17 protein-coding genes and 1 pseudogene are annotated in these 24,488 nt (G+C 64.3%); 8 read left to right on the top strand and 10 right to left on the bottom strand.

What is annotated here, in order from left to right:
- Positions 1-40 precede the first annotated feature (40 nt).
- The 3 genes from ACTGJ9_RS12780 to ACTGJ9_RS12770 all read left to right on the top strand — a co-directional run bounded on the left by ACTGJ9_RS12780 (position 41) and on the right by ACTGJ9_RS12770 (position 6,053).
- Positions 41-1,537 (top strand): sigma-54-dependent transcriptional regulator, encoded by a 1,497-nt coding sequence (locus tag ACTGJ9_RS12780; RefSeq protein WP_456677326.1) that lies wholly within the window; start codon positions 41-43, stop codon positions 1,535-1,537.
- A gap of 347 nt (positions 1,538-1,884) precedes the next feature.
- Positions 1,885-4,158 (top strand): L,D-transpeptidase scaffold domain-containing protein, encoded by a 2,274-nt coding sequence (locus ACTGJ9_RS12775; protein WP_456677325.1) that lies wholly within the window; start codon positions 1,885-1,887, stop codon positions 4,156-4,158.
- Positions 4,159-4,421: 263 nt separating this feature from the next.
- Positions 4,422-6,053 carry a DUF882 domain-containing protein gene (locus ACTGJ9_RS12770; protein ID WP_456677324.1) on the top strand — a complete coding sequence of 544 codons (1,632 nt, stop codon included), beginning with the start codon at positions 4,422-4,424 and terminating at the stop codon, positions 6,051-6,053.
- Between the two features lie 10 nt (positions 6,054-6,063).
- On the opposite strand, the gene ACTGJ9_RS12765 is transcribed toward ACTGJ9_RS12770, so the two are convergent.
- The 4 genes from ACTGJ9_RS12765 to ACTGJ9_RS12750 all read right to left on the bottom strand — a co-directional run bounded on the left by ACTGJ9_RS12765 (position 6,064) and on the right by ACTGJ9_RS12750 (position 9,158).
- Positions 6,064-6,489 (bottom strand): DUF1801 domain-containing protein, encoded by a 426-nt coding sequence (locus tag ACTGJ9_RS12765; protein WP_456677323.1) that lies wholly within the window; start codon positions 6,487-6,489, stop codon positions 6,064-6,066.
- A 25-nt stretch (positions 6,490-6,514) separates the two neighbouring features.
- Positions 6,515-8,281, bottom strand: a complete 1,767-nt coding sequence (locus ACTGJ9_RS12760; protein WP_456677322.1) for an adenylate/guanylate cyclase domain-containing protein — start codon at positions 8,279-8,281, stop codon at positions 6,515-6,517.
- Positions 8,282-8,390: 109 nt separating this feature from the next.
- Entirely contained in the window at positions 8,391-8,663 is a 273-nt protein-coding gene (locus ACTGJ9_RS12755; protein WP_007596286.1) for a DUF2312 domain-containing protein, read from the bottom strand.
- 189 nt (positions 8,664-8,852) lie between these two features.
- Positions 8,853-9,158, bottom strand: coding sequence for a DUF1244 domain-containing protein (locus tag ACTGJ9_RS12750; protein ID WP_456677321.1), 306 nt, complete (start codon positions 9,156-9,158; stop codon positions 8,853-8,855).
- A 181-nt stretch (positions 9,159-9,339) separates the two neighbouring features.
- On the opposite strand from ACTGJ9_RS12750, the gene ACTGJ9_RS12745 reads away from it, so the two are divergent.
- Positions 9,340-9,936, top strand: coding sequence for a DUF1036 domain-containing protein (locus ACTGJ9_RS12745; RefSeq protein WP_456677320.1), 597 nt, complete (start codon positions 9,340-9,342; stop codon positions 9,934-9,936).
- Positions 9,933-11,369 carry a pyruvate kinase gene (gene pyk, locus ACTGJ9_RS12740; RefSeq protein ID WP_456677319.1) on the top strand — a complete coding sequence of 479 codons (1,437 nt, stop codon included), beginning with the start codon at positions 9,933-9,935 and terminating at the stop codon, positions 11,367-11,369. Before ACTGJ9_RS12745 ends, pyk begins: the two co-directional genes overlap by 4 nt.
- Before the next feature lie 150 nt (positions 11,370-11,519).
- On the opposite strand, the gene ACTGJ9_RS12735 is transcribed toward pyk, so the two are convergent.
- Positions 11,520-12,200: a helix-turn-helix domain-containing protein gene (locus tag ACTGJ9_RS12735; RefSeq protein WP_456677318.1), complete on the bottom strand. Its 681-nt coding sequence runs from the start codon at positions 12,198-12,200 to the stop codon at positions 11,520-11,522.
- A gap of 348 nt (positions 12,201-12,548) precedes the next feature.
- On the opposite strand from ACTGJ9_RS12735, the gene ACTGJ9_RS12730 reads away from it, so the two are divergent.
- Positions 12,549-14,189, top strand: a complete 1,641-nt coding sequence (locus ACTGJ9_RS12730; protein WP_456677317.1) for a glycosyltransferase 87 family protein — start codon at positions 12,549-12,551, stop codon at positions 14,187-14,189.
- A 40-nt stretch (positions 14,190-14,229) separates the two neighbouring features.
- Here ACTGJ9_RS12730 and ACTGJ9_RS12725 read toward each other — a convergent pair whose 3' ends face one another.
- Positions 14,230-15,489, bottom strand: coding sequence for a glycosyltransferase family 87 protein (locus ACTGJ9_RS12725; protein ID WP_456677316.1), 1,260 nt, complete (start codon positions 15,487-15,489; stop codon positions 14,230-14,232).
- Positions 15,490-15,657: 168 nt separating this feature from the next.
- Complete coding sequence (locus tag ACTGJ9_RS12720; protein WP_456677315.1) at positions 15,658-15,822, bottom strand: Flp family type IVb pilin; 165 nt, start codon at positions 15,820-15,822, stop codon at positions 15,658-15,660.
- A 519-nt stretch (positions 15,823-16,341) separates the two neighbouring features.
- Here ACTGJ9_RS12720 and ACTGJ9_RS12715 point away from each other — a divergent pair.
- Both ACTGJ9_RS12715 and ACTGJ9_RS12710 read left to right on the top strand, forming a co-directional pair.
- Entirely contained in the window at positions 16,342-17,832 is a 1,491-nt protein-coding gene (locus tag ACTGJ9_RS12715; RefSeq protein WP_456677314.1) for a hypothetical protein, read from the top strand.
- Positions 17,829-19,310 (top strand): hypothetical protein, encoded by a 1,482-nt coding sequence (locus ACTGJ9_RS12710; protein WP_456677313.1) that lies wholly within the window; start codon positions 17,829-17,831, stop codon positions 19,308-19,310. Before ACTGJ9_RS12715 ends, ACTGJ9_RS12710 begins: the two co-directional genes overlap by 4 nt.
- Before the next feature lie 428 nt (positions 19,311-19,738).
- Here ACTGJ9_RS12710 and ACTGJ9_RS12705 read toward each other — a convergent pair whose 3' ends face one another.
- The 3 genes and pseudogenes from ACTGJ9_RS12705 to ftsH all read right to left on the bottom strand — a co-directional run bounded on the left by ACTGJ9_RS12705 (position 19,739) and on the right by ftsH (position 24,373).
- A complete protein-coding gene (locus tag ACTGJ9_RS12705; protein WP_456677312.1) occupies positions 19,739-20,767 on the bottom strand; it encodes a hypothetical protein in 1,029 nt (342 codons plus the stop codon).
- Between the two features lie 150 nt (positions 20,768-20,917).
- On the bottom strand, positions 20,918-22,123 hold the full coding sequence (locus ACTGJ9_RS12700; RefSeq protein ID WP_456677311.1) for an ABC transporter substrate-binding protein: 1,206 nt from the start codon (positions 22,121-22,123) through the stop codon (positions 20,918-20,920).
- A 328-nt stretch (positions 22,124-22,451) separates the two neighbouring features.
- Positions 22,452-24,373: pseudogene (ftsH, locus tag ACTGJ9_RS12695) on the bottom strand (ATP-dependent zinc metalloprotease FtsH).
- Positions 24,374-24,488 lie beyond the last annotated feature (115 nt).

Here is a 24,488-nt window from a genome sequence, read left to right as displayed (position 1 = left end):
CCCGATTCGAGACAGATAGTAGTAGCGTGCGGGGAGCACCATGGCTGCCAGTATTTTGATCGCCGACGACGACGCCGTAGCCCGCCGTCTGGTCGAGAACATGGTGCAGAAATGCGGCTATGAGACGATCGTCGTCGAGTCCGGCGACGCCGCGATCGCAACCCTCACCGCGCCCGATGCACCTGTTATCGACGCCGTGATCCTCGATCTCGTCATGCCCGGCCTCGATGGCATGGGCGTGCTGGCGAAAATCCGCGAGGCGGGCCTCAGCGTCCCCGTCATCGTGCAGACCGCCCATGGCGGCATCGACAATGTGATCTCGGCGATGCGCGCCGGCGCAGCCGATTTCGTGGTCAAGCCCGTCGGCCTTGAACGGCTCCAGGTCTCGTTGCGCAACGCGCTCAACGCCTCCGCACTCAAGGGCGAATTGCAACGCATCCGTCACAGCCGCGAAGGCCGGCTGACCTTCTCCGACATCATCACGCGCGCCGACGCGATGGCTGGCGTGATGCGCGCCGCCCAGAAGGCGGCGAACTCCTCGATCCCGGTGCTGATCGAAGGCGAGTCCGGCGTCGGCAAGGAGATGTTCGCACGCGCCATCCACGGCAGCGGCGAGCGCAAGGCAAAGCCCTTCGTCGCAGTCAATTGCGGCGCGATCCCCGACAACCTCGTCGAGTCCATCCTGTTCGGCCACGAGAAGGGCGCGTTCACGGGCGCCACCGAACGGCATACCGGCAAGTTCCTCGAGGCCCATGGCGGTACGCTGTTCCTGGACGAGGTCAGCGAGCTGCCGCTGACCGCGCAGGTCAAATTGCTCCGCGCCCTGCAGGAAGGCGCAGTCGAGGCGGTCGGCGGCCGCAAGCCCGTGAAGGTCGATGTGCGCATCATCTCCGCGACCAATCGCAAGCTTCTGGAGCGGGTGAAGCAGGGACAGTTCCGGGAAGATCTGTTCTACCGCCTGCACGTGCTGCCGCTGACGATCCCTTCACTGAGAGCCCGCCGCGAGGACATCCCGCATCTCCTGCGGCATTTCCTGGCGCGCTTTGCCGCCGAGGAGAACCGCCCCATCTCCGGCGTCAGCGGTGAGGCCATGGCGCATCTCGCCCAGCTCGACTGGCCGGGCAACATCCGCCAGCTCGAAAACGCGGTCTACCGCGCGGTGGTGATGAGCGAAGGCGATCAGCTGGGCCTTGACGATTTCCCGCTGCTGGCCTCGCATCCGCACTCCGGAACTGAGATTCCGACCGCGCCGTTGATGATCGAGCCGATCGCAGCGCCTTCGGTTGTGTCAGGTAACGAAATACCGATCGCGCCGCTGTCACCGGCAGGGTCTCTCTCGATGTTGACCCCCACCGGCGATGTCCGTCCTCTGGAAGACATGGAGAACGAGATCATCCGCTTCGCGATCTCGCACTACCGCGGCCAGATGTCCGAGGTGGCGCGTCGCCTCAAAATCGGCAGGTCCACGCTCTACCGCAAACTCGACGAAGCCGGGGTTCCCGGCCATGGCGGAAAAAGCGGCGAGGAGACGCACTGAACCTCGTGCGAACGGAGGTTCGCGCGCGCAGACATTCCGCCCGCAACCCGTTGAATTACGGCAAAATTCGGCGATAAGCCAAACCGTGACTTGGAAGTGACAGACACCGGGAAAAGCGCGCGATGAAACCGCACAATCCGTTGCAAACAGGCCTGCTTGAAGTCAGTTTGTCGTGAGTTGTCCCGGGTAGCGCTGGCCGCAAATTCGGGGCCTGTATATCGTCTGCGTAGGAATCGTTGCGTGCAGGCGTGCGACTTTCGAGAGGCCGGCGCGGTTTAGCCGAAACTCAATCAGGCGATAACGAAAGCTGTTCCACGAGGGGCAGTTCACCCAAGGGGTGCGACACAATGCGTGACTGTTTGAACCACCGTGCAGGTTTTGACCGTGTCTTGATGACGGTCGCGGCGACCTTCCTCACGGTATCGGCCGGCTCGGCGCTGGCACAGGATCAGGCGCGCAGCAGCGCCGCCGAGCTCGCGATCGAAGCCGCGATCCCGCGCCCCGAGCCTGCAAACGTCCCGCCCCCGACCGCATCCGACATCAAGCTTGACACCATCGCCACCGTCCAGGACGGGCCGAAGGAGGCCGCCAGGGAAAGTGCGAAGGAATCCGTGAAGGAACCCGTGAAGGCCGAAGCCGCACCGGCCCCCGACAAGGTCGAGACCAAGCCGTCCGACGTCGCCACCACGCCGTCAGCCGACGCGCCGAAGAGCGAGACGGCCAAGAGCGAAACGGCCAAGACCGAACCGGCGCAGGCCGAGCCTGCCAAATCTGAAGCTGCCAAATCTGAACCTGCCAAGGCTGATACCGCAGCAGCGCCGGCGGCCACTCCCGCTACGCCGGCGACGGCAGCAACGAACCCCGCCGGCGAGCCCGTGAAGGCCGCGAGCAACGTTCCCGCTGCCGACCAGCCGGTCGCCGACAAGCTCAAGGACGCTTTGGGCGCCAAGACCTCGCGCTATTTCGACCGCAAGAACGAGCGCGCCGCCGTCGAGAAGTTCTATGGCGCGCGCGACTTCGCGCCGGTCTGGACCCAAGCCGGCAGCCTCACTGCTGCGGCCAAGGGCGTGATCGCAAGGCTGAAGGATGCAGCGTCCGACGGTCTCAATCCCGCCGACTATCCGGTGCCGGATTTCGCCGCCGCCACGACGCCCGATGCGCTCGCCGATGCCGAGCTGAAACTCACCGCCAGCATGTTCGACTATGCGCGCCAGGCACAGAGCGGCCGCATGCACTGGTCCCAGGTCAGCGCCGACATCCTCTATCCCGAGCATCCGGTCGATCCGAACGAAGTGCTGACCAAGGTTTCGACGGCAGCCGATGCCTCCGCCGCGCTCGACAGCTATAACCCGCCGCAGAAGCTCTACAAGGAGCTGAGGGCGAAGCTCGCGCAGCTGCGCGGCCAGGGCAACGGCCCGGTGATCGAGATCACCGACGGCCCGGCGCTAAAGTACACGCCCGCCAAGGGCAAGAAGCAGGCGGAAGTCGTGGTGCAGGATCCGCGCGTGCCGCAGCTCCGCGCCAAGCTCAGCATCAGCGAGAACGCCAACGATGATCACTATGACGCCGCGGTCGCCGAAGCCGTACGAAAGTTCCAGGACGGCGCTGAGATCAAGGCGACCGGCATCCTCGACGACAAGACAGTCAAAGCGCTGAACAGCCCGAAGCGCGACAAGCAGATCGACACCGTGCTGGTGAACATGGAGCGCTGGCGCTGGCTGCCGCGCGACCTCGGCGCGCCCTCGCTCGGCGACGCCTATGTCATCCTCAACATTCCCGACTACACGCTGAAGGTGATGCAGCACGGCCAGCAGGTCTGGACCACCCGCGTCGTTACCGGCAAGCCGGGCCAGCACGCCACGCCGCTGCTGACCGAGACGATGAAGTACATCACGGTCAACCCGACATGGAACGTGCCGCCGTCGATCGTCTATGGCGAATATCTGCCGGCGCTGCAGCAGGACCCGACCGTGCTTCAGCGCATGGGCTTGAAGCTCGAGCAGAACCGCGACGGCTCGGTGCACATCTCGCAGCCGCCCGGAGAAGCCAACGCGCTCGGCCGCATCCGCTTCAACTTCCCGAACAAGTTCCTGGTCTATCAGCACGATACGCCGGACAAGTACCTGTTCGCCAAGGACGAGCGCGCCTTCAGCCATGGCTGCATGCGCGTGCAGAATCCGGATCAGTACGCCTCCGTGCTGCTCAACATCACCATGCCGAACGAGAAGTACACGCCGGAGCGCATTCGCGGCATGTACGGTTCGGGTGAGATCGATCTGAAATTCCCGACGCCGATCCCGGTCAACATCACCTACCAGACCGCATTCGTGGACGACGGCGGCAAGCTGCAATTCCGCAAGGACGTCTATGGCCGCGACGCGACCATGATCAACATCCTGAAGAACAGCCGCGGCAAGGATCTGGAGAGCGTCGTCGCTCACTCCCAGCCGAGCTATTCGCGCCCGGCGACGACGCTGCCGTCCGGCGTGGCGGTGGCCAACAATGGCGGCGGCTTCGGCTCGTCCGGTCCGAGCTTCTTCGAGCGGCTGTTCGGGGCCCCGACCCCGCCGCCGGCTCCGATCGGCCGCCGGCCCCAGCAACAGCGGGTGTTCACCCGCTGAGCCCCCTAAGCACACAGAATTCTTCAATGAAATCAGCGACCCCGTCCCGTGGATGGGGTCGTTCAACATTAACCATTCGCTACCCGGGTTCCGGCAGCGGGCGTTTTTTCGCCACACTCAGCCGTTTAGGATCGCAGTCTGACTTGGTTTGGGGGCGGGAAGGTCAACCTCGAATTAACCTTCTCGCTTTAACAAAGCGTTCATCCTCTTTCGCGCGCTAACGGGGTTGGCGGGAGAGTCCATTTTGAACGCTCGTCGACTGGGTGGGCTCATACGTGCTGGCTGGTTTCGTACGCCAATTTGCTGCGGTGTCGTTGTCCCATGCGGGAGTGAAGGTCGGATCTCGGATCGGCCTCGCTTCGCTGGTGCTGCTTGCGGCTGCCGGTTCGGTTCATAACGCCGCCGCGCTGAACGAGACCAAGACGCTCTCCTTCCACCACACCCATTCCGGCGAAGATCTCACAGTCACGTTCAAACGCGATGGCCGCTACGACGAAGCCGCGCTGAAGACGCTCAACCACTTCCTGCGCGACTGGCGCACCCAGGACGAGACGGTCATGGACCGTCACCTCTTCGATATCCTCTGGGAAGTCTATCGCGACGTCGACGGCAAGCAGCCGATCCAGATCATCTCCTCCTATCGCTCCCCCGCCACCAACGCCATGCTCCGCCGCCGCTCCTCGGGCGTGGCGCGCTTCAGCCAGCACATGCTGGGCCATGCGATGGACTTCTACATTCCGGGCGTACCGCTGGAGCAGATCCGTTTCGCCGGCCTGCGCCTGCAGCGCGGCGGCGTCGGCTTCTACCCGACCTCCGGCTCGCCCTTCGTGCATCTCGACACCGGCAGCATCCGGCACTGGCCGCGCATGACGCATGATCAGCTCGTCCGCGTGTTCCCGGACGGCCGCACGGTCCACGTCCCGACCGACGGCACGCCGCTGAAGGGTTACGAGCTCGCCAAGGCCGATATCGAACGGCGCGGCAATGGCGACGACGCCGCGACCATCGGCAAGCCGGGCTTCTTCGCCGCCCTGTTCAAGGGCAAGTCGGCCCCCGCCACCAGCAGCGACGAGGATGACGAGGGCGCGCCTGCCGCGACCGAGAAGGCCGCGCCAACCCTGGTCGCAGCCGCCGCGAAACCGGCCGATCCGGTGCCGACGCCGCGCGCCAAGCCGCAGATCGCCGCCGCGATCCAGCTCGCCTCCGCCGATGCGCAGCTCGTTGCGCCGCCCAAGCCGAAACCCGCGGCCGTGGCTGACAAGCCGGCCGCAGGCAAATCTTCTGACAGCAAGCCTGAGACCCCGGCCGACATCATCAATGCCCGCGGCTTCTGGGATGCGCCGGCTACGCCGCAGCAGGCAACGCCAGCCCAGATCGCAGCCCTGAGGGCGCGCCAGGCACTCGCCGCCACCGATCCGCAGCCGACCGCGAGCGTCTCGAGCGCGGCCTACCAGGCGCTGGCCTATGCGCCGGCGGCGGCCTCCTCGGTCGACCGCGCCAACGTCGTTGCCGCCTCCGCGCCGATCCCGCGCATGGCCCGTCCCGCATCCGCAGCACGCAATTCCGCACCTGCCACCGAGATCAATACCGTCGTCGGCAAGAGCACCGAGGGCATGATCGCCACCGCGACCCGGCTCTCCGCCGCAAAGGGCGAGAGCATCTGGCTCAAGATCGTGATGCTGTCGCCAAGCGCCAGCCGCGCGATGTCGGTGACGCTGATGGGCGAGCTCGATATGGTTGCGTTGCGCGGTTATTTCGTGAAGCCGCAGGCCGTGATCGCGATGGGATTCACCGACGATCCCATGCAGGGCCTGTCCTGCGACAGTTTCTCGGGCAGTGCCACTGCCAAGCTCGAAACGACGTCGTTCGTCGTGCGCACCGCCGCGCTGCGCTGAGGCTGACAGCCTAGCCCGCCTTCTTTCCTCGCCGATCCAGATGATAAGTCAGCGCCAGCGACAGGCAGATCGAGAGCTCCTGCTTGGGCAGCTTGCCCGCGATCGGCAGCAACAACGCCCTGGTCTGCCGGTATTCGAACCGATCGGGAAAACGCTCGCGAAACGTATCGACCAGCGTTGTCTTGCAGTTGAATAGAATCGCAGGATGCTCGGAGTCTTTCACGCGCCCGAGCCGGATGGTGCTGCCGCTTCCGGTCTGCTCGGTGAGATAGGCTGGCTCGCCCCATTTCAGCGCCTCGGTCAGCGAACCGACCTCGTCATGCGCCTTGGCCGTGGCAAAGATGAGCTTGCGCACGTCGAGAAGGCGCCGGCGGATCGGCGGCGGAAGAGCCTCGAAAACTCGGCTCACCTCGCGCGGCAATGGCGGCTCGCTCACGGATTCCTCCTGGATGGATCGACGATCAGGCCGGCAGCCTTGCCCCCAGAAGGCCTGCCTCGTAGCGCTGACGGTCGACGTCGCGCTTATAATGCTGCGTGGCGAGATGATTGGCCACCGAAAATGCCGGCTCGCGCTTGAGAACCTCGGCCGCATGCGCGCGGGCCGCAATCGCGTTGCCCATCTGCGCAAAGATCGCGGCGAGGAACGCGTGATGGGTGTGATCGGGGCGCGTGATCCGTGAGATGGCCTCGGCGGCTTCCGCGTATTTCTCGGCGCAATAATAGGCGCGTCCGAGATGGCTCCAGAAGCGTTCGGGATGATACGGGTTGAGCCGCATCGCCTTCTTGATCCAGTCGATGCCCTCTTCAGGCCGGCCCAGCCAGGTCAGCAGTTCGCCCTGCTGCACCACCACGAGGTCATAGTTCGGATTGAGCGCGAGCGCCCGCTCCTGATGGTAGGTGGCTTTGTCATGGTCGTCGCGATTCAGATTGAGCGCCGCGAGAATGCGGTGGACGTCGCTGTCATTGTCGTCGAGGGCCAGCGCGGTCTCCAGCTCCGAAGCCACCTGCTGGAACGTGGCATCGCGATCCGCGCACCAGCTATAGACCCAGGTCTGGCCCAGGACGCACGCTTTCCACGCGTGGGCGTGAGCATAGTTCGCATCGAGTTCGAGCGCCCGGTCGAGCAGGAGCTGCGCCCGCGCATTGTCTTCGCGATTGGAGCGATGGTGTAAGACCTTCGCGGCCAGCACGCACTCGTAAGCCGCCATGTTGTCCGTGGGCTTGCGGTTGGCGCGATCCTGCGTGGCCGCCTCGACACGGCCCGGCAACGTGGCGGCGATCGCCCGGGTCATCTCGTCCTGGATAGCGAAGATGTCCTTGAGCTCGCCGTCGTAGCGTTCGGCCCAAATGTGCCGGTCGGTTTCCGCATCGATCAGCTGCACGGTGACGCGGACGCGATCTCCGGCCTTTCGCACGCTGCCCTCTATGACATAATCAACGCCGAATTCGCGGCCGACGTCCTGCACCTTGACCGCCTTGCCCTTGTACACGAAGGTCGAGTTGCGGGAGATCACCAACAGGTCGTGGAAACGAGAAAGCTCGGTGATGATGTCTTCGGTCAAGCCATCCGCAAAGAACTCCTGCTCCGGGTCGCCGCTCATGTTGGCGAAGGGCAGCACGGCGATGGACGGCTTCTTCGACTTGCCGGTCGCCTTCGCAGCCCCCTTCGCGCCGTCTGATGCGCTTGCCGGACTCTCCTCCAGTCTTATCCGGTAGACGCGGATCGCACGGACGATGTTCTTGACGTTCTGCTCGCCGATATCCTCGAATGCAACGCCATCAAGGCGCTCGCCGAGCTGGTCGCGCACGGCGCTCGATATGCAGATACCTCCAGGCTCGGCCAGGGCCTCCAGCCGTGCCGCGACGTTGACGCCGTCGCCGAAAATATCGTTCTGGTCGACGATCACGTCACCCAGATTGATGCCGATGCGAAATTGTATCCATCGCGGCGGCGGCACGTCGGCATTGCGTCGCCCCATCCGGTTCTGAATTTCAGCAGCGCACAGCACGGCATCAACGACGCTATGGAATTCGACGAGCATGCCGTCGCCCGTCGTCTTGATGATGCGGCCGCGATTTTTGGCAATGGCCGGATCGATCAGCTCGATCCGGTGGGTCTTGAGGCGCGCAAGCGTGCCGGCCTCATCGGCCTCCATGAGCCGGCTAAAGCCGACCATGTCAGCCGCGAGGACCGCTGCGAGCCTGCGCTCGGGTCCAGGCACATCCATTGCTCGGTCCCTTCACCGGGCACTCTAGCAGACAAGCGGATTTTGCCCAAGCCGGGTGCGCTGCGGCGGGACGAGGTACTCCTACCGGTGAAGCTGCGGCCTCATCGCCTCAGATCATGCCCAACGCCTGCATGTAGGTCTCGAGAATAGTCTCGGCCTCGGCCCGCTCGTTCGGGTCCTGCTTGCGCATGCGCACGATGGTGCGCAGCGCCTTGACGTCATAGCCGTTGCCCTTGGCTTCGGCGAAGACGTCGCGGATGTCGTCGGAGATCGCCTTCTTCTCTTCCTCCAGCCGCTCGATGCGCTCGATAATGGATTTGAGCTGGTCCTTGGCAAATTTCGTCGCGGGCTCGTCGTCGCGGACGGCGGCGGAGGTGGCCATCTAGGTACTCCCAATGGAACTGGCAAAACGAGGTGACGCCGGCATCCTCACCGCGCGTGCTGGTGAGACCCTTAGGGTTGCCGCCGATTGCGTTCAAGCGAGCATCGCGCTCGTCCACAGCGCGCCCACACCTTCCTGCGGGGAGGCGAAGAAAGCTGTTGTGTGGTGCGACTCAAGCCGCACGCCCGCTCAGTGGCTGTGGGGATGGACCTTCTTCATCGCCTCGAGCTGCTCGGGGCTGGCCGTGCCCTGGTGCTTCGCCTTCCAGGTTTCGTAGGGCATGCCGTAGACGGCTTCCCGGCTCTCGTCCTTGCTCAGGCTCACGCCTCGCGCGTCGGCGGCGTCCTTGAGCCAGTTGGACAGGCAGTTGCGGCAGAAGCCGGCGAGATTCATCAGATCGATGTTCTGGACGTCCGTCCGCGTCTTCAGATGATCGACCAGGCGCCGGAAAGCGGCCGCCTCGAGCTCCGTTCTGGTTTTGTCGTCGATTGCCATGGCTGGATTCCCTTGGCCTTTCTTTTCGCTCTGACCTTGATGGTGGTCACCCTTACGGGATCAGGTGGGGTCCTGTCACAGATTTTGCCATATCGCGGCGCAAACGGCCTCGAAACAGCCCAACAGGCAGTTCCCCGGCCCTACGCCAAATCGTCAATCATCTGGTATACGTTCCGCGACAATGATCGCCGAATCTTCCCGCTCCGCCCTTCGCCTGCTCGCCCGGTTGGTCCCGGTGCTCGTGGTTGCTTTGCTGTGCCTCTGGACCAGCCCGGCCTCAGCCGATTTCCGGCTTTGCAACAACACCTCGAGCCGGGTCGGCATTGCGCTTGGCTACAAGGACGCCGACGGCTGGACCACCGAAGGCTGGTGGAACATCTCGTCCCGCTCCTGCGAGACCCTGCTGCGGGGCACGCTGGTCGCCCGCTATTATTACATCTACGCGATCGACTATGACCGCGGCGGCGAATGGTCGGGGCAGGCTTTCATGTGCTCGCGCGACAAGGAATTCACCATCCGCGGCACCGAGGACTGCCTGGCGCGCGGCTATGACCGGACCGGCTATTTCGAGGTCGATACCGGCGAGCAGCGGGCCTGGACGGTGCAGCTCACCGATGCCAACGAGCAACCGGGCCAGCAACGTGTCCCCGGGATGCCCGGTCCCCTTGGCCCTGGTGGCGGTGTTCCGGGTTTGCCCAATAGCCCGCCCGGTGGTACGCCCCCCGCCGCGCCTGGCCTTCCGCCAGCCCCCTCGCCACCGTCTGGAAATAAGCCATGAGGCGTCTTCGCCGTATCAAGATTCTCGCGACGCTCGGACCTGCCTCTTCGGATCTCGCGATGATCCGCCGCCTGTTCGAGGCCGGCGCCGACGTGTTCCGCATCAATATGAGCCACACCCCGCATGACAAGATGCGGGAGCTGGTGGCCACGATCCGCAATGTCGAGAGCAGCTACGGCCGCCCGATCGGCATCCTGGTCGACCTGCAAGGCCCGAAGCTCCGGCTTGGCGCCTTCGCGGAAGGCGCGGTCCAGCTCCAGAACGGCCAGACCTTCACGCTCGATTCCGACAAGACCCCGGGGGACGCCACCCGCGTCAATCTTCCTCACCCGGAGATTCTGGCCGCGCTGCGGCCCGGCCATGCCCTGCTGCTCGATGACGGCAAGGTCCGGCTGATCGCGGAGGAAACCACGAAAGAACACGCGGTGACGCGCGTCGTCGTCGGCGGCAAGATGTCCGACCGCAAGGGCGTCAGCCTTCCGGATACGGACCTGCCGGTCTCGGCGATGACGCCGAAGGACCGCGCCGACCTCGAGGCCGCGCTGGTCACCGGCGTCGACTGGATTGCGCTCTCCTTCGTGCAGCGCGCCGACGACGTGCTCGAGGCCAAGAAGATGATTCGCGGCCGCGCCGCGGTCATGGCCAAGATCGAGAAGCCGCAAGCGATCGACCGGCTCGCGGACATCATCGAGGCCTCAGACGCGCTGATGGTGGCGCGCGGCGACCTCGGCGTCGAGCTGCCGCTGGAGCGGGTGCCGAGCCTTCAAAAGCAAATGACGCGGATGGCGCGCCGCGCCGGCAAGCCGGTGGTGATCGCAACGCAAATGCTGGAATCCATGATCCAGTCGCCGGTACCGACCCGCGCCGAAGTCTCCGACGTCGCCACCGCCGTTTACGAGGGCGCCGACGCCATCATGCTGTCGGCGGAATCGGCGGCCGGTAAATTCCCGGTCGAGGCGGTCTCGACCATGAACCGCATCGGCGAGGAAGTGGAGCGCGATCCGATTTACCGCTCCGTGCTGACGGCACAGCGCCCCCCGCCGGAATCCACCGCCGGCGATGCCATCGCGGATGCCGCACGGCAGATCGCCGAGACGCTCGACCTGCCCGCTTTGATCTGCTGGACCAGCTCGGGCTCGACCGCCGTGCGCGTGGCGCGCGAGCGGCCGAAGCCGCCGGTCGTGGCGATCACGCCGAACATCCAGGCCGGCCGCCGGCTCGCCGTCGTATGGGGCGTGCATTGCGTGGTGGCGGAGGACGCGCGCGACCAGGACGACATGGTCAGCCGCGCCGGCCAGATCGCCTTCCGCGACGGTTTCGTCCGCGCCGGCCAGCGCGTAATCATCGTCGCCGGCGTGCCGCTCGGCATTCCCGGCACCACCAACATGGTGCGCATCGCCTCCGTCGGCCCCGAGGGCAACGCAGATATCTAGGTCCTCCATCGCCGGGCCAACCAGAACGGCGAAAACAACCCCATGCACAGTAGCCGGCCGATCCGGCGGGCGTGCTCGGGTTTCTCGAAAAAGCATGCTCAGGCAAAGGCCTGAGCACGGTCAGGCCGCCGCACCGATCACGGCGGCGTTTTAAACGCCGACCAGCGCCTTGGTCGTCGGCAGCAGCGTCTGCTGCACCACCAGACCGCGGGCGCGGGCGTCCATGACGCCGACGGCGCGCAGCGCAAGCAGCGTCACGGTCTGCACCGCATCGCGCATCTTGACGGGATCCTCGAGATTGTCCGGCGCGAGCGGCCCGACCAGCGCCTCATGCAGCGCCCCCAGCAGCGCCGTTGCAGCCAACGCGGTGTCCTGCGCCGGCAGATGGCCGGCGCGCACCGCGGCATCGATGCGGGCGGCGATCTCGCCGGCGATCTCGCGGCGGCTCGCAAGCCTGGAGGCGCTGACATCGACATCCACAGGCTCGGCCAGGATGCCCCAGGCCAGGCGCCGCTGAGACAGGGTATGGACGGCCACCGTGGTCACGGCCGCCGCCAGCGCGGAAGACGGGCCAGGCGCGGCATCGGCCGCGCGCCGGATCGCCGCGAGCTCGTCGCGGGAGACCTCGGAGATCAATTCGGAGATCAGCTCCGCCTTGGAGGGGAAGTAGCGATAGACGGTGCCGGCCGCCACATTGGCCCGGACCGCGACCGGTGCGATCTGCACCGCCGCCATGCCGCCTTCGGCTGCGGCTTCCCTCGCCGCCGCCAGAATGGCGCTGCGCCGAGCCGCAAGGCGCTTAACCACTTGATGCGTTCGCCGATAAACCATGGCGCGCTTCCTGTCCCACACGCCTGCCGCACGCCCGCGGCCGAACGCTTCGTCACTGCAATCGATGCAAATCGCCCGCAAGGACTGAACAACTATTCAGGAGGGATGACAAGAAGCAAATACGTGATGGATCGCTCGCGTCACACCGCGGTCGCCGATGAAAGGCTCGCCGCAAGGACGAGCCACGCCGACGCCACGCAAACGGCTCCTGCCGCAATTCATGCAACCTTAACTGGCTGGCCATAGTCCTACGGGGATCAACCGGAATTCGGCAATGCGCCACACAAGCCCACTTTCTGCGTCGCATCCCGTTCTCGAAAAAGGGCTGCCATCAGACGTGGCGTCTTGATGCTGCAGCGCACGACAACCACGGCCGAGTTGCCCGACGCCGTTTCCGCACCCGCGGCCGGAGGCCTGCGGCGATCATGGACGATGGACCTGCGCGGGAAGGCGCTTGCACCCATCGCCATTGTCGTCTGCTCGATGCTGGCAGGCGCGCTCTACACCCTCGCAATGGGCGAGGACGTCAACTGGGATTGGCAGAACTACCACGAATACAATGTCTGGGCCGTGCTCAACGGCCGTTATGGCGTCGATGCGATCCCACCGGGCTTTCAGACCTACTTCAATCCGATCGTCTATTTTCCCGTCTATTACCTCCGGCACTTCCTGCCATCGCCGTATGGGCTGATGATCATCGGCGCAATTCACGGCCTCAATCTCGCGCTGATTTGCCTGTTTGCACGTCTGGTGCTGGGACAAGCCGCGACCTTCGCTGCGATCGCTGCGGCCGTCGCGATCGCGGCCTCGGGTCCGATGACGCTCTCGGAAGTAGGCACGAGCTTTTCCGACGTGCTGCTGGCATTGCCGGTGATCGGCGGTTTCCTTCTGATCCTGGTAGCAGATCGCCGGCCCGCAGTCCGCTATCTGCTGGCCGGGCTCCTGATCGGCGCCGCGGTCGGGCTGAAGCTGACCAATGTCGTGTACGCGATAGGTGCAGCCGCAGCATTGCTTGCCGCCGCGCGTCCGCTTCGGGCCAGTGTCCTGCTCGGACTGGGCGGGATTGTCGGCGCGGCGCTCACCGGCGGCGAATGGTGCCTGATCGCCTGGCGGGACACCGGCAATCCGATCTTTCCGCTGTTCAATGCCGTCTTCCAGTCAGGCGAGGTGGTGCCCGTCAATCTGATGGACGCGCAGTTCATGCCGCACAGCCTGTCCGACGCACTGGCCTATCCGTTCTACTGGCTGATAGGCGACCACAGAGGCGCGGAGCATCCGTTCCGCGATGCGCGCTTCGCCGTCGTGGCAGTCCTGCTCGTGCTCGGCCTGCTTGTGCGCATGATGCGCAACCGTGCGATCCTCACGCGACGTGACGTGCAGCTGGTGGTGCTGTTTGCTGTGTCGTACCTGGCGTGGCTCGGCCTGTTCTCGATCCAGCGCTATGCGGTGGTCCTGGAATTGTTGTGCGGCCCGATCATCGTTCTGCTGCTCGCGCGCCTCGCTGCGAGCAGGCGGCCGAGATTGCCCACGGCGTCCTCCACTCCGCTGAACGCGCTGATGTTGACGGTTGCAGCGGGGATCGCACTGTGGTCACAGCCTGCGGACTGGTGGCACCGCCCCTGGTCAGCGACCTACCGGCCGGAAATCGCCGATGAACTCGATAAGCCCGCGACCTACTTCATCCTCGGCAAGCCGCTCGCTTATATCGCGCCGCAGCTTCCGCCGCAGTCGCGCTTTTACCTGCTCGCCGATATCGGTGTGCCCATCGTCCCCGGCGGCATCTTCGACCAGCGCATCCGCGCCGGATTGAAGGCTCCCCTGCCCGGCGGTCTCCGCGAGTTGCACATGCGCGGCGAACCGGACCGTAGCGCGCAGCTGGACCGCTACGCGCTTGCCATCGATCCCGCCAGGCCCTGCGTCGCCATCGAGGGCGCCCGCCCTGGCACGATCCTCGAAAGCTGCCCGCTCATCGAGCGGACCTCGCGGTAGCGTCTCACGGCAGACCCCGATCGGAGCTTGCCCGGGCTTCTCAGTTCGTTCGCGTTGCCGCGAGTCGCATCGATGCAGCCTCGGTAGCCCGCGCCTCGGTAGCCCGCGCCTCGGCAGCCCGCCAGGCTGCGCAGCGGCCGAGGATCAGCCCGAACACGATGAGGATCGCCGGGAAGCCCACGGGCTGCCCGAGAAACAGGAAGGTCGCAAGCAGCGCGAACACGAGCGCCAGCGCCATCACCTCATGGCACGCGAAACCTTCATCGAGCCCGGCGCGGATGAGAAAGGCCACCGCGATGCCCAGCACAACGAGATCATACATGAAGAGATAGGGCGTCGTGAGCAGCGTTGCCGCGGCGAGCATCGCCGCCTTCAGCGCGTAGGGCAGCCTGCTCCGCCACATCGCGACCAACACGACGGCAACAGCTGCCGTCAACACCCACTGGAAGATCCATCCGAGCTGCTCGGTGCCGCCGACATAGCGCACCAGCGCGAAGATGCTCTGCATCTTGAACCAGGGCGCCCGTCCTTCGGTCAGGAAGGCCTGCGAGAACATCGGAATCCAGTGGAAGAAGGCCTGCCAGCTTTCGGTCCCGAATGCGAGCCAGGATGCCCCTGCGATCGTCACAGTGACGATGGCGGCGGTGAAAAGCACCGTCCACTCGGCGGCGGCGATCAGCACCAGTGGAAACAGCAGTCCATATTGGGGTTTGTAGCTCAGAAGGCCCAGGCAGATTCCAGCCAGCACCGGTCGCGCCGGCAGCAGATAAAGCATGCCGCCGATCAGGGACGCGGTAAGAAAACCATTCTGCCCGACCAGGATGTTGATGAAGGCGGCGGGAAATCCAATCGCAAGCACCAGGCCCGCGTTTCGCCCGATAATCGCGCGCATCACGGTGAGATAGGGCACCATGCTGAACGCGGCCCAGCCGATGAAAGCCACCGCATAGGGAAACTGCGCGAGAAAAGACGCGACGAACAGGAAGGGCGGCGGATAATGCCAGGCGAAATGACCGACGAAATCCTGCTTGAGCAGCGCGAGCTCGACCTGCTTCTGGATATCCCAGTCCCAGGCCTGCGCGGGATGGCCCTCGAGCGCCAGTTTTCCGGCCGCCCAGACGTTGACGAAGTCTGTCGGGATGCCGCGTCCGTCCGCGCCAAAGATCCACGCATGCGTGAGATAGGCCGCCGGAAAATACGCCAGCGTGACGATCGCCAGCACGAAGGAGGTGTTGAGGAGCGTTGCAGGGACTACGCCGTGACGACCAACAGCAGGCGGGGCGGGCGAAGCTTCGGCCATGCGGCTTCCTTTGACGCAATACGATGACGCAGATCCGTTCAAGCCATACACCCGAGTGACTTGAAGGAGGCTTAAGCCTGATTGCCGAATGCCCGCGCGGATGCTGCGGGCACAGCAAAAGAGCCCCGTCGATGACGGGGCTCTTCGCTATTCCGTTGATCGTCCGGCTTACTTGAGGCTGGACGAGATCGAGCCGAACTTGGCGTTCAGCGTGGTGCCGAGGCTGTTGACGACGGTGATGATCGCCAGCGCGATGCCGGCGGCGATCAGGCCGTATTCGATGGCGGTGGCGCCGGATTCGTCCTTCACGAAACGCGAAACGAGGTTCTTCATAGACTGCTCCAAAGGATACACGTGGCTTCAACTGATCTGGTCTTTTCGGCTTCCCAGCGCCGCCCGACCATGGAACCCACCGTAAAGGCAAGGACTTGCGCTGCAGTTAATTCGACTGCGTAAACACGGAACCGTTTGTATGTATTCGCCGATGGTAAACCGAACTTGAAAACAATCGGTTAAATTGCCGGGACATACACTGGCACTCTCTCCATTCCTCCCTTGGGGACAGGACGATCGCATGTGGGAGCGATTCCCCTGTGGCCATCCTTCGAGACGCCCGCCGTTGGCGGGCCCTCAGGATGAGGACCGAGCGTGCGGCCGTCGTTTTGACGAGCCCCGATGCCGCTTAGCCTCATCCTGAGGAGACCGCGAAGCGGTCGTCTCGAAGGACGAGGCGCGCACTCAGGTCGCGCAAAATGCCATGTGCGTCCAGTACCGCCGATTTACTCGAAGTTATGACCGCCGTGGTCAAATGCCGCCCGCTCGGTCAATCCGACAAGAACAAGACGAGGCGGCATGTCCCTATCCTTCACCAACAGCATTGCGGTGCAGAGCCGCGCGCGAGCGCTGGTGCCGCTGTGTGTCGGCGCGGGCGCCTATCTCTTCTTCCTCTACATCGGCGACACCTTGCTTCAGGACTCCGACTCGTTCTGGCAGATCAAGATCGGTCAGTGGATCCTCGATCACCACGCCATGCCCTATACCGACTTCTATTCCTTCACGCGGCCCGGCGAGCCATGGATCTCGACGTCGTGGCTGTCGCAGATCCTGTTCGCGATGTCCTACGCGCAATGGGACTGGGCCGGCCCGGTGGTCCTCACCGCGCTCGCGATCGCCGCGTCCGCCGCGATCTTGGTCTACCTGCTCGACACGCATCTCGAAATTCCGCGCTCGGTGCTGTTCGCGATGCTGGCCGTGCTGCTGTCGCTGCACCACATCCTGGCGCGACCGCACATGCTGGCGCTGCCGGTCATGATCGCATGGGTCGGCATTCTCATGAATGCCGCCGATCGCAAGGTCACGCCGTCCTGGGCCTGGCTGCCGCTGATGTCGCTGTGGGCCAACCTGCACGGCGGCTTCGTGCTCGGCCTCGCGCTGATCGGCCCGATGGCGCTCGAAGCAATCTGGACGCTCGATTCCGGCAAGCAGGTCCGGCTGCTGGCGCGCTGGTTCCTGTTCGGCGTCGCCGCGATGGCAGCCGCCTGCTTCACGCCCTATGGCTGGCGCACGCTGCTGGGCGCGACCAACATCCTCAATCTAGGTGAGCTGCTGTCGGTCATCTCGGAATGGATGCCGGCGAATTTCGCCTCGTTCTCCGCCTTCGAAGGCGCGATCCTCGGCCTCATCGCGATCGGCCTGTTTCGCGGCCTCACATTGTCGCCGCCGCGAATCCTGCTGATCCTGCTCTTCACCTGGATGGGGCTCACCCATGTCAGGAGCATCGAGGCCTTTGCCTTTCTGGTGCCGCTGGTGCTGGCCAAGCCGCTCGGTGAAAAATCGCCGCTGCCGCAATTTGACGAGCAAGCCAGCGAGAGCTGGGCCGCGCGCTACGTCACCATTACCGGCGCGCTGATGATCGCCGCCGCGGCCTGGACCACGACCTCGATCTATATGTCGCATCATCGCTTCACCTTCACGATGGACCAGACGCCGGTCGCCGCGGTCGACCTGCTCCAGCAACGCAAGGCGCAGCGCATCCTCAACGGCTACCAGTTCGGCGGCTATCTGATCTCGCGCGACATCCCGGTGTTCGTCGACGGCCGCGCCGAGCTCTATGGCGAGAAGTTCGTGATGGACTTCTTCAAGGGGGTCGAGGTCAAGAAGCTCGATAACCTGACGCGGTTGCTGGAAGAGTACAAGATCGACGCCACGCTGATGGGCGCCGACAGCCCGGCTGCCCAGGTGCTCGATCACATCAAGGGCTGGAAGCGGCTCTATGCCGACAACGTCGCCGTGATCCATGTACGGGATGGCGTGCCGGATGCGGCCGCGCCGGCCAAGCCATGACCATCGCGGCCAGTCTTCCGGTCGCGCGAGCCCAGCGCAATCTGGCACCGCTGTGCATCGCGGCCGCTACCTTTCTGCTGCTGCTGGTGCGCGGCGACAGCCTGCTGCACGATCCGGACACGCTCTGGCAGATCAAGGTCGGCAAGTGGATCCTCGACCATCGCGCGGTGCCCTGGACCGACCTCTATTCGTTGACGCAGCAGGGTCATGTCTGGCTCTCGACCTCATGGCTGTCCCAGGTGCTGTTCGCGACGGCCTATTCGCATTGGGGATGGGCCGGGCCCGTTGTGCTGACCGCGGCCGCGATCGCGCTGGCGATGGGATTGCTGCTGGCCTTCCTGCAACGGCATCTCCAGCTGTCCTATGCGCTGGTGTTCTGCCTGCTGGCGATGACGCTGGCGGCGCCGCATCTGCTGGCCCGCCCGCATGTGCTGGCGTTGCCGGTCATGGTTGCCTGGACCGGCGCCTTGATGGCCGCCGCCGACCGCGGCAGCGCGCCCTCCTTCCTGCTGCTGCCGCTGATGACGCTGTGGGCCAATCTTCACGGCGGCTTCGTGCTCGGGCTCGCCCTGATTGGCGCAATCGGCCTCGAAGCGCTCTGGCGCGCGGCGGCGCCGCGCCGGCTGGCGGTTGCGATGCGCTGGGCCGCATTCGGGCTCGGCGCGCTAACCGCGAGTTGCTGCACGCCCTATGGCCTCGACACGCTGCTCGGTGCCGTTCGCATCCTCAGCCTCGGCAAATCGTTCTCCGTCATCGCCGAATGGCGGCCAGCCGATTTCAGCTCTTTCAGCCCGTTCGCGGGCGCGCTGCTCGGACTGCTCGGTCTCGGCCTGATGCGCGCCCTGACATTATCGCCGCCGCGCGTGCTGCTGATCCTCGGCACCACCTGGATGGCGCTGTCGCACGTCCGCAGCATCGAAACGTTTGGAGTGCTCGTCCCTTTGGTGCTGGCGCAGCCGCTCAGCGGCTGGATCAGACCGGCCTCTGATGCGCAGCGCGGTTTGCGGATGGCTCCTGGTGCCCCGGCGGCGCTGGCCGCGGTGGCCATCGTGCTCGCGACCGCAAGCGCGACCGCGACCTTTGCGGCACGTCACACCTTCGAATTCTCCACGGCGCAGACGCCGGTTGCGGCAGTCGACGTGCTGGCTAAATGCAAGGCCGCGCGCATCTTTAATTCCTACGGATTTGGCGGCTATCTCATCGTCCGCGACATCAGGCCTTTCGTCGACGGACGATCGGAGCTTTATGGCGAAAAATTCTTGATGGACTACTTTGCCGCCGAAGACGGGCGCGACGTCTCCGGCCTGCTGCGTATGCTCGACGACAACAGGATCGATGCGACACTGCTGACGCCTGACTCACCGGCGGCGCAGATGCTGGATCATATCAAGGGCTGGAAGCGGGTGTATGGCGATGGCATCGCCGTGATCCACGTCCGCGACGATGCGGAAGGCGCGGCCGCTACGACGTCGCAGTGAGGACGCAGCTCCAGGAGGGCCTTCATCTTCGATCATGAAAACAGAAATGTCCCGATCAGCAGGCCCGCGGCAAAGCGAGCAGCCCCAGAGTGGAGGCTGAAACGATACGGATGAGGATGCGAACCTGCTCCTCATACTCCTGTTCTGCGGTCTTGTGGGACTGAGCCGTCATTGCAACTGCCCTGCCATCGCCCAGATCGGGCCAATGTACGCCAAATTATGGCCAGCAAGAGGCGATTTTAGCCCGGCCGCGATGCCCTGTTCGTGATCTGGCGGGGAGCTCTTCGACGGGGAGGATCATTGAAGCCTCCATTTGAGGTCCGTTCAAATGGGGGCTTAACGGACTGAATTTACTCAAATTGTGTTTTCGGATTTTGACCATTTCCGGCAGTGGGGTTCACGATGAGACCTAAGGAATGGTGGCCTACCTAGCCGGGGAAGTCGCGGAACTCCTTGACGAGATTGAACGGAATTTTCCACCCGGCGCCTCCGTCGCGCATCAGCATCTTGACGTCTTCCGCCCTGTTTTCTTTTCCGGTTTTTGGATCGGTCTCCAGTGTGTGGCCGTTGCTGTCCCAAGGTTTGGTCGCGCTCTTCGAGTAGTAGCCGAGAAAATGCCCGGCTTCATGCGCAGACGTGTTAGGCCCGCGTTGCGAGCTGATAAAGGCAAGGTCCAACGATCGAGCAAACGAGCCATTGGGGAAGGAGCCATTGGACAGAAGCTTATCGACACATAAAATGGTTAGATGGGCGCCCCGAACTTTGTGTTTGGCAAAGAAGCTCTTCAGTTTTTCGACATCGATCACATCGGGAAAGGTCGCCCGGCTCGCATCGTTCATCCCATTTGCATTGGCGAGCTCCTGTTTGACGGCAGCCTGCGAGTCGTCGATGAAGAGCCAGTCGCTTGGCACCCGCTCGAACCGGATGTTGGCCTGCGGCTTCCATACATTGTTCATCGTCAGCAATTCATCTTGCTCGCTGCAGGGCTTCTTGGCGTGAAACATCGGAGCGCCGCCACTGCCCGGAACCATGACGTTGCGGAACGCCACCTTGATCTTGATTTCCGGCAGCACGACAACATGGAGCTTGGCTTCGATCTTCCGGTCGGCCGACCGGGCCACCACTTCCAGACCGGGAAAGCCAATCGGCTTAATCCGGCCATTGATTTCGAAAAACCGTGCATCACCATTGAAGGTGGCGGGAAGTGACGCCGCCCTGAGCTGCGGATCGATATCGGGTGCGGAGAATGCGTCTCTGGCCTGCATGACGCGTCTAAGCGTATCGGCGCCATCGATCTCCTTGATTCCAAGGGCATGGGCGTTGGGATCGACCTTGAGCTTTCTTCCGGGATCGATCAGGGCCACGATGTTGGAGCCGCCGAACGGCACCACCACGCCTGGCGGGGTACGGCGCTCATCGATGCCGGAGCGGCGGAAAACCTCCTGGAAAGCGGCCATGTCCGGTTCTCCTGTTCTAGTTCGGACCGTCGAGGCGGAATTTTGCGCGGGGAAATGAGAGCCTCTTCGGCCGCTGGAACGCAATCTGGCCGGCCCCCGCGGGGAGATGCAGAAAAACTGACTCAACCAAAACCGATCCTACATCAGCCATCAATTCCCCGTCTGCAATTCGCCAAAGCGCTCCCAGCTCTTGCCGTTGAAGCGCATGAACTGCATCTGGTCGACCGGGACGTGGTCGCTCGTGCCAGTGTTGATCTTGATGCCGGGCAACAGCATCGGCAATTCGAGATCGTGGATCGCGTAGGCCTGCTTCAAAATGTTCTCGGTCGACAGATCGTCGCCGCACGCCTTCAGCACCGCCTCCAGCGCCATCGCGCTGTTATAGGCGTTGACGTAGTTGGTGTCGTGCTGGTCGGCCTCCGGCACATATTTGGTCATGAAATCGCGCCAGGCCTTGACGCCGGGATCGTCCTTCCAGGCGGGATCGTCGGGGTCCTTCACGTAAGCCGTCGAGAGAATGCCGGTGCCGGCTTCGAGGCCTGCGGGCTCCATCACGGTCGAGATCCACACCGCGACATTGGACAGGAAGGTCATGGGACGCCAGCCGATCTCGAAGGATTTGCGGATCGCTTGCGCCGCGAATTTCGGCGTCGCCGCGATCACAAGCACGTCGGCGCCCGATGCCTTCAACTTCACGATCTGGGAATCGATGGTCGGGTCCTGGATCTCGTAGGTCGCGGTCGTGACGCTCGCATCGTATTTCTCGCCGAGCACATCCTTGAGACCGGCGAGATAGTCGCGGCCATAGTCGTCGTTCTGCGAGATCACGGCGAATTTCGCGTTCGGGTTTTTCGCCAGCGCATAGCGCGCATAGAGCCGCGCCTCGTAGCGGAACGGCGCCTGCACGCCCATCGTCGCCTGCGGATATTGCGCGATGTCGGCGAATTTCGAGGCGCCGGAGCCGACGAAGAGCTGCGGCACGTTCTTGGACTGGAGATATTTTGCAATCGCCGTGTTATGCGCGGTGCCGATCGAGGAGAAGATCAGCGCGACTTCGTCGCTCTCGACCAGGCGGCGGGTCTGCTCGACCGATTTCGGCGGCGCGTAGCCGTCGTCGAGCGAGATCAGGTCGACCTTGCGGCCGTTGATGCCGCCCTTGTCGTTGAGCATCTTGAAATAGCCGACCTCGCCCTTGCCGAGCGCGCCGAAGGCGGACACCGGCCCGCTATAGGGCATGGTCTGGCCGATTTTGATCTCGGTGGCGGTGACGCCGCGCATCTCGGCGGCGACGGAAGCGGCAGGCAGCAGCAGGATTGAAACGGCGCCCAGCGCGCCCAATGCCCTCGCAAAGCGCATCGGCTTTCCCCTCCCCCCCTTGTTGTTTGCACGCGCTCTCGAGGGCGCGGCCGGACGGAGGATGCCATGACGTCCGGCGGAGTCCAATCGTTATCGTGACGGGAATTGCAGGATGGGCAAAGCGGAAGCGTGCCGACCATCGCGGGCACGCCGCGGATGCGATGGGTACGACGTATCCACAGCGTCGTTGCCAGCGCAGCGAAGCAATCCAGAGTCGTTCCGCAGATAGATTTCTGGATTGCTTCGGTGCGCTCGCAACGACGGGATGGATGCCAACAAAAAACGCGGCGTTTCCGCCGCGTTTTTCAATTCGATTTGCCGCTTGCAATCAGGCCTGCGGCTGCGGCTCCAGGCCGGGATCCGGATCGGGCCGCGGGCGCGGCTTGCCGGCCGGCGGCACGGCAGAGGCGCGCGGCGTGGCGGGCTCGAGCACGGACTCGCGGTTCGGCTTCTTGCCCTTGAGCAGGTCGATGATCTCATCGCCGCTCAGTGTCTCGAATTCGAGCAAGCCCTTGGCCAGCGCCTCGAGATCAGCGTGCTTCTCGGTGAGGATGCGGGTCGCTTCCTTGTAGCCTTCCTCGACCAGACGGCGATCTCGGAGTCGATCTTCTGGACGGTCGCTTCAGAAGCATTCTGCGTCCGCGACACCGACATGCCCAGGAACACCTCGTCCTGGTTCTCGCCGTAGGAGACGGTGCCGAGCTCTTCCGACAGGCCCCAGCGCGTCACCATCATCCGGGCAAGGCGGGTCGCCTGCTCGATGTCGGAGGCCGCACCGGACGTCACCTTCTCGCGGCCGAAGATCAGCTCTTCGGCGACGCGGCCGCCCATCATGATGGCGAGGCGCGAGGTCATCTGCTCCAGGGACATCGACAGCTTGTCGCGCTCGGGGAGCTGCATGACCATGCCGAGTGCGCGGCCGCGCGGGATGATGGTCGCCTTGTGGATCGGATCGGTCGCGGGCACGTTGAGGCCGACGATGGCGTGGCCGCCTTCGTGATAGGCCGTCAGCAGCTTCTCTTCCTCGGTCATGACGAGCGACTTGCGCTCGGCGCCCATCATCACCTTGTCCTTGGCTTCCTCGAACTCGGCCTGGGTCACCATGCGCTTGTTGCGGCGCGCAGCGGTCAAGGCGGCTTCGTTGACGAGGTTCATCAGGTCGGCGCCGGAGAAACCGGGCGTACCGCGCGCGATGGTCTTGAGGTTGATATCCGGCGCCAGGGGCACCTTGCGGACGTGAACCTTGAGGATCTGCTCGCGGCCGACGACGTCGGGATTCGGCACCACGACCTGACGGTCGAAACGGCCCGGACGCAGCAGCGCGGGATCGAGCACGTCGGGACGGTTGGTCGCGGCGATCAGGATCACGCCCTCGTTCGCCTCGAAGCCGTCCATCTCGACCAGCAGCTGGTTCAGCGTCTGCTCGCGCTCGTCATTGCCGCCGCCGAGACCGGCGCCGCGGTGACGACCGACCGCGTCGATTTCGTCGATGAAGATGATGCAGGGCGCGTTCTTCTTGGCCTGCTCGAACATGTCGCGGACGCGGCTGGCGCCGACGCCGACGAACATTTCGACGAAGTCAGAACCGGAGATGGTGAAGAACGGCACGTTGGCTTCGCCCGCGACCGCGCGCGCGATCAGGGTCTTGCCGGTGCCGGGAGGGCCGACCAGCAGCACGCCGCGCGGAATGCGGCCGCCGAGGCGCTGGAATTTGCCGGGATCGCGCAGGAACTCGACGATCTCCTGCAGGTCCTGCTTGGCTTCGTCGACGCCGGCGACGTCTTCGAAAGTGACGCGGCCATGGGCCTCGGTCAGCATCTTCGCGCGCGACTTGCCAAAGCCCATCGCCTTGCCGGCGCCGCCCTGCATCTGCCGCGACAGGAAGATCCAGACGCCGATCAGAGCGATGAACGGGAGCCAGGAGACCAGCAGCGAGACGAACCACGGCACATTGTCGCCGGGCGGCTTCGCGGTGATCTGGACCTTGCTGTCGTACAGGCGCTTCACCAGCGTCGGGTCGTTCGGCGCATAGGTCTGGAAGCTGGAGCCGTTGGTGAAGGTGCCGTGGATGTCAGGACCCTGGATCACGACGTCGCGGACCCGGCCCTGGTCAACTTCGCTCAGCAGCTGCGAGAAGGCGATGTCCTGCGAGGAGGCCCGCTGGCCCGGATTCTGGAAGAGCGTGAACAACGCCAACAGCAGCAAAACAATGATGACCCAGAGGGCGAAATTGCGCAGATTGGCGTTCATCGATCTTCCTTCGTGGTCGCGCGGATCGCGGCCTCATCCTTGGGCACTACGAGAAAATCCCCAAGGAATCCTCTCGGTTAGACGTATACAATTTAGGTGCCGTCCCGGTCGCTGC

The sequence above is a fragment of the Bradyrhizobium sp. RDM12 genome (assembly GCF_051917485.1).
GTDB lineage: Bacteria > Pseudomonadota > Alphaproteobacteria > Rhizobiales > Xanthobacteraceae > Bradyrhizobium.
This window is presented reverse-complemented; position numbering and strand designations above follow the sequence as displayed.